Annotated in this window: 7 protein-coding genes; 3 read left to right on the forward strand and 4 right to left on the reverse strand. The window is 44.7% G+C overall.

Features of this window, described 5'->3' with window-relative positions; genetic code table 11:
• Nucleotides 1-470: 470 nt before the first annotated feature.
• Nucleotides 471-680, forward strand: a complete 210-nt coding sequence (locus Q0852_RS17160) for a cold-shock protein (RefSeq protein WP_299019993.1) — start codon at nucleotides 471-473, stop codon at nucleotides 678-680.
• Nucleotides 681-819: 139 nt separating this feature from the next.
• Here the strand turns inward: Q0852_RS17160 and Q0852_RS17165 are convergent, their stop codons facing one another.
• The gene (locus tag Q0852_RS17165; protein ID WP_299019995.1) at nucleotides 820-2,982 is read right to left on the reverse strand and encodes a thioredoxin domain-containing protein; all 2,163 of its coding nucleotides are present in this window, start codon (nucleotides 2,980-2,982) and stop codon (nucleotides 820-822) included.
• A 350-nt stretch (nucleotides 2,983-3,332) separates the two neighbouring features.
• Here Q0852_RS17165 and Q0852_RS17170 point away from each other — a divergent pair, with 350 nt between their 5' ends.
• Nucleotides 3,333-4,067: a DNA/RNA non-specific endonuclease gene (locus Q0852_RS17170; protein WP_299019997.1), complete on the forward strand. Its 735-nt coding sequence runs from the start codon at nucleotides 3,333-3,335 to the stop codon at nucleotides 4,065-4,067.
• A gap of 73 nt (nucleotides 4,068-4,140) precedes the next feature.
• Here the strand turns inward: Q0852_RS17170 and Q0852_RS17175 are convergent, their stop codons facing one another.
• Nucleotides 4,141-7,053, reverse strand: a complete 2,913-nt coding sequence (locus Q0852_RS17175; protein ID WP_299019999.1) for a ligand-binding sensor domain-containing diguanylate cyclase — start codon at nucleotides 7,051-7,053, stop codon at nucleotides 4,141-4,143.
• Nucleotides 7,054-7,451: 398 nt separating this feature from the next.
• On the opposite strand from Q0852_RS17175, the gene Q0852_RS17180 reads away from it, so the two are divergent.
• A complete protein-coding gene (locus tag Q0852_RS17180) occupies nucleotides 7,452-7,955 on the forward strand; it encodes an asparaginase domain-containing protein (RefSeq protein ID WP_299020000.1) in 504 nt (167 codons plus the stop codon).
• A 34-nt stretch (nucleotides 7,956-7,989) separates the two neighbouring features.
• Here the strand turns inward: Q0852_RS17180 and Q0852_RS17185 are convergent, their stop codons facing one another.
• Both Q0852_RS17185 and Q0852_RS17190 read right to left on the reverse strand, forming a co-directional pair.
• The gene (locus Q0852_RS17185) at nucleotides 7,990-9,606 is read right to left on the reverse strand and encodes a pyridoxal-dependent decarboxylase (RefSeq protein ID WP_299020003.1); all 1,617 of its coding nucleotides are present in this window, start codon (nucleotides 9,604-9,606) and stop codon (nucleotides 7,990-7,992) included.
• A 115-nt stretch (nucleotides 9,607-9,721) separates the two neighbouring features.
• Nucleotides 9,722-13,765, reverse strand: coding sequence for a hypothetical protein (locus Q0852_RS17190; RefSeq protein WP_299020005.1), 4,044 nt, complete (start codon nucleotides 13,763-13,765; stop codon nucleotides 9,722-9,724).
• Between the last annotated feature and the right edge of the window lie 145 nt (nucleotides 13,766-13,910).

Genomic DNA, 13,910 nt, shown 5'->3' on the forward strand with positions numbered 1-13,910 from the left:
GCGTTGAGCTTTATTCGCTCCAGTCCCATGTTTACGAACTGATTTGGTCTGAGAACAGTAACGGCAAGGGACTTCTAGTGTCGCCATAAGATCACCCGATAACTCGACAAATAACTAAACTATAGTTCAAATCACCAAGTTGGCATCACGACCTCAGATCTGTCACTAACTCATTGTTACAGACATAGATTATTCTTTGACCAATTACCACAAACCTCACACTTTCCCACATAAACAATTAAAATTGCTCATATTTACTTGCTCTCCCCTCCCCCTTGTGGCCTAATAGTCCTCGGCCTGTAATGCAGACCTATTTATGCCACAAATTGTAAGAGAAAACTTCGTTACACCACTTTACCTAAAGTGTCGTTGTCCTGAAGAGCTTCAATTCTTTTGTCCATAAGAGATTCATTATCATGGCTTAAGTACGCATTTTTGCGTAAGATTTATTTTTATTCAGGAGACATCACATGTCTAAAGCAACAGGTATCGTTAAGTGGTTTAACGACGAGAAAGGTTTTGGTTTCATCACTCAAGACAACGGCGGTGCTGACGTATTCGTTCATTTCCGTGCAATCGCTGGTGACGGCTTCAAATCTCTAGCTGAAGGCCAGAAAGTATCTTTCGACGTCGAGCAAGGTCAGAAAGGTCCTCAAGCTGCTAACGTTGAAAAAATCTAATTTAGATTTTTTACGTTAAGTAAAAGAGCGTCTACGGACGCTCTTTTTGATCAAGTATCTCATACAGCAACCTCCCTCTCTATCCTGCTTTATATCCTGTATGCTCGGCCTATTAACTTTCAGCTTATCTGATGTTTTTTTAGCGCTCATCGCTTGCACCCGCTGCACGGTTTTCTTCAACCAGAGTCTTCAGCCTTAAAGCTATCTTGTCGCTCCCTTTTATTGGTAACTCGCAGGCAGAAGTACGGCACAAACAAAGGGTCAAATCGCCACTGGAAAATTCGCAACTGAAAGGCGCAATAGTTTTGGCCAGCTGGTTTTCTGCAGGATCATCGCCACAATTAACCGCCAACCACACAGCATTAGGTAAGTAATGTCCTTTGAGCGGACTGAGGAGATCTGCAGAAATTTTGGGGCCCGACAATAACAGGTGCTGGCCGGGACTGCCCATTAAATCCAATGCAGTCAAAAATAAAGCATAACCGGATGGATAGTGATTAATTTGAGGTGCAAAAGCCAAAATCAATTTATCAAAAAGCGTTTGCCATCTACTCTGACCCGTCAGTTGATACAGGAATGCCAGATTACGAGCCATAACAGCGTTACCGGAAGGTATGGCACCGTCATAAGCTTCTTTGGCGCGTACAGCAAGATCGGTATTATCCTCGGTGAAGTAAAACCCTCCGTTTTGACTATCCCAGAACTTCTCAATAGCGTTCTCAGTCCAGTCTAATCCTTGCTGCAGATAATCAATATTTAAACTAGCCTGGTATAACTCCAATGCAGCCCAGATCATACTTGCGTAATCATCCAGATGAGCAGGCAAGCCGGCTTTGCCGTTTCTATATCGTTTAACTAAATAGCCACGCTCATCAACCAGATTTCGCCTTATAAAATCAAATCCCTTCGCAGCCGTTTGAAGATAGTCATCGTCATCCAGCAAAAATGAGCTCCTGGCAAGAGCCGCGATCACCAAACCGTTCCAATCAGACAGGATCTTATCATCAAGCAACGGATGAACACGCCTTTCTCGGTGTGTGCACAGTTTCTGACGAATCGCCTGCCACTGAGTTTGCCAACTCAGATGTGATAGCTGAGCAGGAAAATCTGACAGATGAAGAATATTGGCGCCAGTCATTCGACCAGTAGCTTCGTCGATATAATTGCCTTGCGGACATATATGAAAATATCGCGATAACCAATCCAATTCTTCCGGTTCTAGGATCTCCGCCAGTTCATCATGCCGCCAGATATAAAACTTACCTTCTTCACCTTCGCTGTCGGCATCTTCTGCACTGTAGAAACCACCATCAGGGTGCAGCATCCTGTCTTTCAGGTATTGCACAACTTCGCTTGCGGTTTGTTTATAGAAAGTATCACCAGTGGCCACATACGCTTCGCTATACGCCATCAATAACAATGCTTGGTCATAAAGCACCTTTTCAAAGTGAGGTACTAACCAGCGATTGTCTGTACTGTAGCGGTGGAAGCCAAAACCAATATGATCGTACATCCCCCCCAACCTCATGGCCTGCAATGATTTTTCCACCATAGCCAGAGCTTGTTGGTTGCCATAGCGATACCAGTAACGCAGTAAAAACAAAAACTGATGCGGTAAAGGAAACTTAGGCGCATTACCAAAACCGCCCAGCTTTTGATCAAAGCTTTGTTCAAACGACAAGAATGCCTGATGTTCGATATCTTTTGATAACTCGCCCGTTGCCGCAATCCCGCTCATTGCCTGTAACTGACTATTCAGCTGTGTAGCACCATTAAGCAGTACATCACGCTGCTTCAGCCAAGCTTGAGCAATACTGGGCAATAACTCCATCATTCCAGGTCTTCCGTACTGGCCGCGTTTAGGCAGATAAGTCGTAGCATAAAATACGTGACCTTCCGGTGTCAGAAAGCAACTCAAAGGCCAACCGCCGCTACCTGTCATTGATTGGCAAGCAGCCATATGGAGCTGATCAATATCAGGCCGCTCTTCCCTGTCTACTTTTATGGCAACAAAGTGTCGGTTCAGCTGCGCCGCCACTTCTACATCCTCAAATGACTCCCGCTCCATTACATGGCACCAATGGCAAGTTGCATAACCGATAGAAAGGAAGACAGGCTTATCTTCCTCCTTCGCTTTATCAAATGCCTCATCCCCCCACGGAAACCAATCGACAGGGTTGGCCGCATGCTGCAATAAATAAGGACTTAGCTGAAACACCAGCCGATTCCAATATCCACCACCATTAGCCGGTAGTTTTTGGAGCTCTTCTTCGCTGGGGATACCTAGGGGATTCTGTGCCATAAGGTGATACCTGCGCGTATCTGTAAAGGTGGCGGCTAGTTAACCTGTTTGTAGCTATTTAAAATCGAACCGCTGGCAAGTTAATTAGCCGAACGGGATGATTGATTACGTAACCTTGTTATACCAGAAACAAGTTATGATGTTCAGTCTAGGCTCAATCCCTACCTCTGTCGAATGCCCCCTGCGGACTAATCTAAATATCTAATTTTGTTGATAAAGTGCGTTTAATCCCACAATTAACAAGTAAAAAAACACTCTTATCACAATTTACTTTTTTATCAATACCTTCCCGTTAATCATCGGAATATCATCTGCGTCCTAAACAACAAAAATAACCGGGACAAAGGACTATGAAAAAAATTCTTATCGCTATACTGGGGCTTACTCTATCTGCTACGGCTTCTGCCGCCGTTTGTCATCAGCATCTGGAACAAGGTACACCGAGTGCAAGTGACCAGATACTTTGCCGCGATGGTTATGCCGCTGGCTACAACTATCAGAATAAGGTTTCTGACTGGGTGGCTTACCATATCACCAAAGAGAGTGTGAACGCCTTTTATGAACGGTCTAACCGCTTCCGCAGTGATACAGAAGTGCCATCATCATTCCGCGTAACCAGCCGCGATTACTCCAAAACAGGCTACGACAGAGGACATCTAGCACCATCAGGTGCTATGGACTTTACCCAGCAATCAATGCAACAAAGCTTTTTGATGACAAACATGGCACCTCAACTGCCAGGTTTTAACCGTGGCGGATGGAAAGCGCTTGAAAAGAAAGTGCGTGAATGGGCTAACACCTACAATGAGCTTTACGTGGTATCTGGCCCAATCTGGGATGGCAACGAAACTTACATTGGCAACGGCGTTTATATTCCAAACCAATTCTACAAAGTCATTCTAGATCCAGCCAACAATGACACCATTGCCTTCATCATGCCGCACCGTAAAGTTTCAGCAAGCGAATTACCCTCTTTCATCGTAACCGTTGACGATGTTGAACAGCTTACCAACCTGAATTTTTTCAGCGTACTGCCAGATAGCGTAGAAAATGAAGTTGAAGCTGTAATGTGGGATATGTGGTAATCACAATGCAGGGATATAAGAGCGGTCATAATTTAATTAACCGCTCTTATAAAAACAACATGAACTAACAGCTTTAAAAACATTTAGTAAGGTTCGATGAATACACCAAAAGCCCATCTCGCCCTGATTCTTTAACCTTATACAAAGCTTTATCGGCACAGCGCAGCAAGTGGCCAAAATCATATGACGTATCAGCATTGACGATACCGATACTTACAGTCACCGATAGATTCTCTGCAACTGGGCTGTAGTCCTGTCCTTTAACTAATAAGTTGATCGTCTCACATAAAGATTGCACTTCATGTGGCTGCCAACCAATAACCCCCATGACGAACTCTTCCCCTCCCCAACGAGCAATAAAACAGTCTTTCTGACTGAACTGCATAAGCATCTTTCCAACGATTCGTAAAACTTGATCACCCGTCAGATGCGTATAGGTATCATTTATTTTCTTAAAGTGATCAATATCTAACATCACGACCGATAGCGCCTCATTTTGCTCCGATGTTGAAATGACGTGATTGACCCATTCATTAAATGCGCGACGGTTGTGTAAACCGGTTAATTGATCTTCTCTTGCCTGTTTTTCAAAAGCTGATGCTTGCATTTGTAGCGCTTGAGTTTTTTGCTCAACCTCATATTTAAGTTTTAATTCAGACTTTCTGAGGCGGTGAAGTCTCCATCTGACAGACAGCGAAAGAGAAAAAAAGGCCAATAAGGCCAATCCAATTTGGATACTCTTTCTTTGCCACCAGTGGGGAAGGATACGAAATGCAAAACTTGCTTGGTTAATTTCATTAGGGTGATAAGGATAATACGCGTTAACAACAAAGCGATAATGCCCAGGAGCAAGGTTTGTATACTCGGCAAACCCTTGCGTACCTCTTTCAATCCAACCTGAATCGAGCCCCTCTAACTTAGTGCGATAGCGTATGTGCTGAGAAGAAATATAACCAAGCCCCACGAAATCAAATGTCATTCGCTGACTTCCTGCCGATAAAACAGAAGGTTGTTTATCCGCTAAATTTAACCATCTTTGTTCACCCTGCACGCTTTCTATAACAGTAGGGAAATTCGGTGACACAAATTGCTGGAATCGATCCGGATGCGTCGATGCAACACCTTTTGCTGTCGCGAACCATAACTGGCCGGAAGAGTCGATAGCTGCAGTAGGATTCGAACTACCATTAAGCTGAGCCGTAGCCATTCCATCCAACTCATTATAACGCTCGAAATTAATACGAGAACTTGCGCCATCGGCAACTGCATTGGCGTCATCTTCCGAAACCCGCCAGATACCGCGATTAGAAGTGAGCCAAAAAGAGCCATTACGATCAGAGATAACCTGGAATATCTTATCAACCGGAAGGCCATGTTTTTTACCAATAATACTCAGTTTTTGATCTGAAAAACGGTAACGGATAAGCCCCCGATCAGTTGTCATCCACATGTAATCATTCTGGGAATAAAATCCGAATACATATTCTGCTTGCTCAAGTGGCTGCAAATTCAGGTTACGGATCTGATTTTGATTTATTATCCCGACGCCCGCACTGGTTCCAACCCAAAGCTGCCCCTGCTTATCAAATGTTAATGCCATAACATAATCACCAGGAAGGCCATCTTTTGTGGTAAACAATTGGTGAGTACCATCATCAGAATATTTGATCAGCCCGGCATTTGTGCCAAGCCACACATTCCCTTGCTTATCATCAAGAATTGCACGAATTGCATTAGAAGGTAATCCTTGAAGATCAACATGCTTTAGCAATTGGTTGTCGAAACTGAACAGGCCACGGTTAAAAGAGCCGACCCATACTCCCCCTTTGTATCGAGGAGCCAAACTTATTACCGAGAGGGCTTCAGGTGCAAAATCATCTGACGTTGTGGGGGAATAATTACGGATCTGTTTGTTCTTTATAACACTCATTCCTTTGCTACTTCCCACGATGATTTCGTCTGAATCCAATGCAAGGACAGTTCGGATATAGTCACCGGCCAATCCTCTGGCTTGATCCCATGTCGTAAAGGGAGTATGACGCAAACGGATAAGTCCGGTGTGTGTGCCCACCCAAATCGAATTTTCACGATCCTGAAAGATAGATAAGATCTGGTTATATGGCTCCCCATTAAGCTCAGTTAACGAAGAAACTTTTTTATCGGAATAACGATAAATGCCCTGATTAAACGTGCCAAACCAGTAACTTCCCTTGTTATCGATTAAAATATTGGAAACGAAAATGTTATTTAACTTGTCATGAATGCGAGAAAGTTTGCCGTTTTGATAGCACCAGACACCATTCTCTCCACCAAAGATAATACGCCCTTGCGCATCTTCCATACTTGAATGAACAGGCGTGTTTTTTAACCCATTTAACTGGCTAATATTTTCAATCTTATCTGACGAAATGAGGTACAACCCCTGACTTGTTGATACAAGTACATCACCATTTTTTCGTAATGAAAGGTTATATACCGTGACTGCAGGTAAAATAACCTGGTTTTCAGCTCGATCATAAGCACGAAAAATAAGGCCTTCTCCCCGTAAACCAATCCAAATTCCACCGTCAGATTGGCGCAAGACAGCATTAACAAGGCTTTTATTCGGAGGAAGAGGTTGCCAATTGTATGGTTTTCGGTAGGTCAGGCCACCTCTTGCATCGCCTGCGAGTAGCCCGCCATCAGAATCAGCATAAAGTGCTTGCACCCCTGAATCACTCAGTGCACTTTCTGGCCCTCGGGTAAATAGCTTAAACTCCTTGCCATTGAACCGGGCAATTCCTTCCCAGGTTGCAAACCACAAATAACCATCTTGTGTTTGGCTTATAGCATTAATGCTGTTATGCGGCAAGCCATCTCGGCTACTCCACGTTTCGAAAAAGTATTCATTCAACAAGGAAGCTTGTGAAGAAAATATCCCCCCAAAACAGAATCCAATCACCAGAAAAAAATTGATGAACCTCGTTAACGAAAGTGAGAGCAACATACCTGTTTCCTAACGCAACATTTAGTATTGATAAACAAATAAACAGCTGATGCTAACATATTCAACTAGTTAAATACATTTGCGTTATTGATTTTGTCACCAGAAGCAAATCAACCTGATTGGATTTTTCAATTTAAACTCCTCCCCTTAAGTAACAACAATAATTTTACACTTCTATCTTATCTTAATTGTCACTCTTCACACTCAACAGCAAACGATTGCATTTCGCTTCTTATATATGTGGTTATAGGTAAATTGATAACTTGGAACAAACGTAGTGACTATAATGTGGCAAAAGCAAACATTAAAATAATGCAGCCAAGCGGTGCAATAAAGAATAAAACACAACGGTAATCTGTAGCCAACTTCGCCTACCTTTTGTTCCTTAGGAGACTGATATGAGCAAAGAATACATTGAGACGAAAATTCAAATTATCGTAACTGGCGGCACCATCGATTCATACTATGATATCGATGCCTGTACGACTCTATGCCATCAAAAAACCGTAATTCCCGAATTCATCACCAAATTCGGCCAAATCCCAAAGAACGAATTCGAGCTGACCGAGATCTGTATGAAAGACAGCCGTGAGATCAATCTGCAAAATATTGAGGAGATAAGTGCCGCAATTCGCCTCAGCAACTGCTGCCGTCACATTATCACTCATGGTAGCTTTAGCCTGTTCGACAGCGCTCGTCGCCTACAAACACTGCTACCCAAAGAGCATAATCAGGTTATTGTTTTTACAGGCGCAATGTGGCCATTAGTAGGCTTTTCGCCCAATGATGCAGGTTTTAACTTAGGTTCTGCTTTTATAGCCGCCCAGCTTGCTTCCCCTGGTATCTATGTTGCGTTTAACGGCAAGTTGTACCAACCAGATGAACTTGAAGGCTTACACTGATCATATTGAGAGAGAACTAACTGAAGTATCTCTCTTACTTGATCAGAATCTCCCCGTAATTGATTTTATTAACAAAGAGTATTTTATCTCCACAGTCTTTGAATGCCTCTCTTTCTTTAAGATCGTCAACCAATTGATCGATAATTTCCTTTCTGGTCGATGGCATTATGTAAATATGCGCATAATGTCGTACATTACCGTCGACCTTAAGTGATTCACACGAAAGTGAGTATTTATCAATAATCGGTTTAATCGGCTTACGAAACCGAACGGTAAGCGCCAATGGTGTTCGCCCTATAAACAGTTCAGTTTCAGGGTGATAATTTTTCAAAATGCTAAGTTGATCTTCTGCATACTTTGAAAGCTCTTCACAATACAGAGCTCGTTGCATCTGTATTTCATAACTATGCTTTGCTAGGTAGTTCCACATAATAACCGGAGAAAAACCATTACGAGAGCCAGCAAAAGTCGAATCCGGTGAAGCTATGTATTCAGGATCAGATGGTGGAGATAATTGATACTTAACTTTTGTCATGAAGATTCCACATGGGCAGGGTGAGCCAGGCCATTTATGTCCACTCATTACGATTGAGTTTACAATTGGAAGCCTAAAATCAAAATTTGGTCCCTTGTGTCCAATTAATTTCTTATTGTATGCCATTTCAACAAATGGCATGTACGATGCCCCTAGTGCGCCATCCACATGTATCCAGTAACCATTACGAGTATCAACTTTAACTATCTCGTTCCCTTCTTCATCAAGATCGTGATAATGAACATCTCGGTTTACCAGCCCATACTTTTCAAAAATTGGCATTAATTTATTTTGAATTTCTTCAACATCATCATATGCCCCTTTAAAAGTAGAGCCATAGTTGCAACAAATAATTATCGGATAGTTTTTTTCAGTGAAGAATTCAACAAGAATTGCCAGTTTATCAACATCAATAGAGCCAGGCCCGGTGTTTCCATCCATAGAAGGCACATCTTTAGTCTTCAGCCAATTACCACTTGGATCAAGTGGATTCTGACCGGGATAAACTGCATGTCCAACTTCACTGAAGGTCGATATACTCAGCACTCGCATTGCTTTAATTATTGAGTAGTGCGTGTCCTGCGAGAAAAATGCAATCGGTGTGTATGCGTGTGGCTTATCTACAATATGCTTCGGGTGAAGATAGTTAGTATCACGGAGCTTTTTTTGCAATTCATCCGCAACAAGTTTTCTTCCGGCAAGATAGTCTCTCGCGTTCCATAACCCGTAAAAATTGCCTTCAGTACTCCCCATTGATAAAACATAGCCCCAGAAACTCTCTATGTCCTGTGGATCATGAGGTACTTTCGCATTCCATAGCCTGGCATAATAATTTAGCACCGCTTTTTCCATCTGCTTACTACTAAGGCTATAGTTACTATCTACAAACGGATCACCGACATTATTCAGATGACAATTAAGGAAGTGTTCCATATCTTCCTTATAATCCATTTGTTGATTCACTTGGTACCCGAGACAATGAGCTTTCTGAACATCGATATAACTCTTGAAAGCTTCTAGGTGACTTTTTCTTTCCTCAGCAGTTAACCCTTCTTGGGGTATTTCAAAGCAAATTTCGTTATATCCTGATTGGTTTTTTATTAATGCCTTTCTCATATGAATATTCCCTTTCATAACAGCAATAATCTTCGCTCTTCCATCTAGAACACCTAGTCATCCACTTAATCCATAGCAAATAACTCAACCAGGCGCATATAAAAGTATAGAACAATCAATGTGGATTAATGTTCTTATGATTTGGAGCATTCTCCTCCTCTTTTTTCGGTGCTCGTTTCCAAGAGGTTCCCGCTGTAAAACTCTCCCACGACCACTTAGCCCAGCGCAGAACAGAGTTTGCGAGCCATAGCGCCCAGAGCAGCATTACTGCACGGTAAACCCAAATTGGTAAGGAGAGTACAGAAACCACCGGAAGCATTCCCTCTGTACGGTCTTCGTACCACTGGAGCCCCCAGCGACTACTACTACTGCCCTCCACCATCATATCCGGATAGCCAAGCAAACCTGTTTGTACCGCAATAAAAAGAACACTCGCCGCGGCCAACGTAGCTAAAATCAAGACAATTTGCCCTGTATTAAAAAATAGCGGGCGAGCCTTATCGATATCTAACCTCTCTCGCAGAGCAAACAGGAAGAACCAAGTCGCCACCACGGCAAGCCCTATAATGGACACTGGCACTAACCCAATGACCAACAACGCCCATTGCCATGTTTTTAACGGACGGACCTTAAGCCATCCAAGGCCAGCACTGAGTGTCAACAACAGCAGAAATACCCCCCAGAACAGGATCACAGGGCCAAGACGAGGCCCTGTAAGATATAACACCCAACGATCTCTGGGCACGGTGGCGCCAACATGAACATTAGCCACAGGCATGCCAATATCAATTACCGGTGTATTAAACCAGGTATCACCTCCCTCCGCCCGACGCCATTCCAGTATGATCTCCTGCTCTCCCGGTGTAAGCGGGAAGTTCATATCAGACTTTGATTCATCCAATGGGATCGCCCGACCATCAACTTGAATCTTCAAGGGAATACTGTTCTCGGGCAGAACTATCTTATGGCGTGCCCCCTGGGAGCTGATAATAGAAAGAGTCAGCTTATGAGTCTGCTGCTTATTTCCCGCCTTTACTTGATAGTTGACCTGACGTGCCGTATGCGTTGGCCCTGATACGCCTACCGGCCGACTGATCGCCAACGCAACACTCTCACCAGACCAGGGCCGCCAAGTCGGTTCCCAGGTACGATTCTCCACCAGAACAGGAGCAATCCCGCTCGTCTGCTCCATATGCCATATCGAGCCAGGGGATACACTCCAAATCTCCGCGTAATCGCCCTCACTGGCCTTGAGCACTAAGTCGGGCATTACTGCCACACGGGATACAAAGTTAACCGAAGAAACACCGGCCGGGATTCTTATCCACGCAATGCCATCCTTTACCTGCACGTTTTGCGATAGCACCTCCTCGCCAGGCAATAACGGATATTCAATCAGCATGGACGCCTGATTATGCGAGTAACGCATCACAGATGTTTGCATGTTCCAGGTAAGGCCTAGGGATAGACGACGATTAACCATCGCAAAAGCCGGAATTTCAGTAGGCGCCAACGCCTGCTTGGCTGCATGCTGCTGTCGCGCAAACTGTAAATTACCGCCCAGCACTTGACCATTTTCATAGCCGCTCACCTGCCAGCCAGTGGCCTTTAAAGAGATATTATGAGCATAGTTTGAAAGGGATAATGTAATGCTTTTTTGCGCACTGACATCAGCAATAACCTGAACGTCCGTCTCACCTTTTTTGAGCGGCAGCCACAACTGATCCGCCTGTTGCCGCCACAGTTGCTCTGCCGATTTTCCATTCACAATTACGACATTCGGTTGCCATCCGTTAAAGGTGAGCGGTATCGGTACAGCAACCTGATCCTCGGCATGATAAACAAGATCCAGACGAAGCTGACGCTCAGTTATCCTTACTGCTACCCGATTGATCGTAGCGCATTGCGGTGAGCAGGCTGGTGGTGTTTCTAAGTATTTTTGGTACTCCCCGAGCAACTCTTCGGGAGGGAAAGGGGAAGCCTCGGCAGAAGGCGAGACACCGGCGTTCACAAGCAAGCCTATAACCAATGCAGTCGCGGTCATCTTCCAGCCTCCAAGGTGAACCTTCCAATCGAAAACGCCCCCTAGCCTTACAAACAATAAAACAACTAAGACGACATTGGTGATCGCCCAGGTCAAATTAACAAACGGACCTGCCACGACTAGTGAGAAAGTTTCATCCTGGCGAACCGGCCCACTCCATTTCAACTGAACAGGACGTCCACTCCAGGTAGGCAACCCCGCCCCTGTTTGGATCTTAGCATCCGGATCATGCTGAAATCGTTGCTTGCGCGGCTCATCACTGGACAAGCTATAAAGTGCTTGCTTGGACTTGTATATGTTTCTTTGATCTAATTCGGCTGGCATGCCTTCCTGATTCAGTTCTTCGATTACGGCTTCGCTCATAACCTTTGGAGCCTTAGCAAGAGAGACATATGGCCTTACGCTTGCCGTCTCTTTGAGCTGCGGGTAGAGCCCAGAACGAACCTGATCCACGGCAAAAAATATAACCACCAGCCCCAACCCCATCAGGCTGATGCGCTGAAAAAATTCCAGGATTCGCTTCGCCCGGCCTTCCTTAAAGTACCTTAAAAGCCCTATTGCGAGTAATGGCAGCACCCACGTCCATATCGGCGCCAGAGGCGCATGAAAGGTCGCCAGTAAAGTGACAGCGGCAACAGTTCCCCACAGCCAGCTAAAAATGCGCCCAAAAGCAAGCGCTATTAATCCAGCGAGAAAGACATTGAGTAAATTCCACTTTGAAACCCAGGTTGCCGAAACAAAATCGGGGCCACTAATGTGAATCGCCCGCCAGCCTGGAGGCAAATACAATTGCGCGGATACACTCTCAAAATTTGTATCCCATCCGGATACGGGCAACTGGCCATCACCCGCTGGAATACGGCTTTCACCAATAAAGTTAAGCGAAGACTGACGCACCTCGACACCACGCGCACCATTAGAAAGGCGCGTAATAAATTGTGGTTCATCACTGATCAAAGCCCGGCCAAGTTCAAACGGACTTTCCAAGGAAAGCCGCCAGTCTCGGCGCATCTCGCCCTCAATAGTGTCTTTGACCGAGTATCCCTCATTCTCAAAGTCACGCCATAGTTCGCGGCTAAGAGTCAGACGATTGCTCACTGGGGTAGGATCACCACGCTGTAGCTCCTTGAGCGTTAACGTCTGCCCTGCTTTTGCCACAAATGCTGGAAACTTCCGCCATGATTCAGGAAGCTCGGTCTGTTGTGGATCAATCTGAGGCAGGCCTGACCATTCGATCTTCCTTAGGTCGGAATGCTGCTCGATAACCCAAAGCTCTTCAAGAGGCATTTTGTCACCAGCCAGCAAAGTAAGTTCGTTTACAGGACCCGAAGCTCGAGTGCGGATATTAACAATCCAGGTTCCACGTTCGACCTGCAATCGCAGTGTACCATCTGGTTCTAACCGTGCAGGCCGATTGGAGCTTAGAAATAGCGGTTGATGATCTTGAAAAACAATGGGGCCAAGTGCCACCTCTCTTGCATTACCACCGATATGGAGTTTAATTTGTGTCTCAACTTCAAAGGGAATGCTGTCGTTTAGTTTTCTAAACACCGTGGCAGTTATAGTATCAGCCTCGCCCGTCTCCCTTTCGGCCAATTGACGAAAACGGAACCGACCCTGATGGTCAATCTCTATCCTCTCTACCTTTTGACCATCAACGGTAACACGAAGCAACCCATAGCGATCTGGCAGCTGAATATCACTCAACGCCGGCGGCAGCTCAAATGTCCCTCGCAGAACATGGTTACCGGGTTCCAAATACACAACTGGCTTATTGCGAACCTGTACCACAGGTACAGGATTCCCACCTGCAGTGACATCTGAAGGCCAAACCCGACCACCGAGAATAGAGACAGCCGTTTCCATCTTATAGACAGTAACAGGCAGCTCAAATGTACCCTGCTGACCCGTAATAGTAATCGCTAAGTCACCGGTAAAATAACACTCACGCTTACCTTCCTGAGCCACCGGCGGCACACAATCGACGTTGGAATTACGAAGCACCCAATCACGCCACTCATTGAGTTGCTGAGGAGCCGGATCGACCTGCGCATAAGTAGAAAACGTAATAAAGACCAACAATACCGTGGTCATGAATCTATTTATGTTTATCATTCTTTTCATACCAAATTATTAGTATTTCCAGCAGTGCCAATTTCGTATTTTCTTGTAATTACCGAGCTACTAATTTGAATAAGGCCTTCGATGTAAGCTTGAATATTCACAGAACGCCCGAGGACTTTCACGTTCCTAAAGAGTG

Source organism: uncultured Photobacterium sp. (assembly GCF_947502415.1).
Lineage (GTDB): Bacteria > Pseudomonadota > Gammaproteobacteria > Enterobacterales > Vibrionaceae > Photobacterium.

What these genes read in the sequence shown, in the direction of transcription:
- Q0852_RS17160 (WP_299019993.1), top strand. Translation starts at nt 471, where the DNA reads ATGTCTAAAGCAACAGGTATCGTTAAGTGGTTTAACGACGAGAAAGGT.
- Q0852_RS17190 (WP_299020005.1), bottom strand. Translation starts at nt 13,765, where the DNA reads ATGATAAACATAAATAGATTCATGACCACGGTATTGTTGGTCTTTATT.
- Q0852_RS17180 (WP_299020000.1), top strand. Translation starts at nt 7,452, where the DNA reads ATGAGCAAAGAATACATTGAGACGAAAATTCAAATTATCGTAACTGGC.
- Q0852_RS17185 (WP_299020003.1), bottom strand. Translation starts at nt 9,606, where the DNA reads ATGAGAAAGGCATTAATAAAAAACCAATCAGGATATAACGAAATTTGC.
- Q0852_RS17175 (WP_299019999.1), bottom strand. Translation starts at nt 7,053, where the DNA reads ATGTTGCTCTCACTTTCGTTAACGAGGTTCATCAATTTTTTTCTGGTG.
- Q0852_RS17165 (WP_299019995.1), bottom strand. Translation starts at nt 2,982, where the DNA reads ATGGCACAGAATCCCCTAGGTATCCCCAGCGAAGAAGAGCTCCAAAAA.
- Q0852_RS17170 (WP_299019997.1), top strand. Translation starts at nt 3,333, where the DNA reads ATGAAAAAAATTCTTATCGCTATACTGGGGCTTACTCTATCTGCTACG.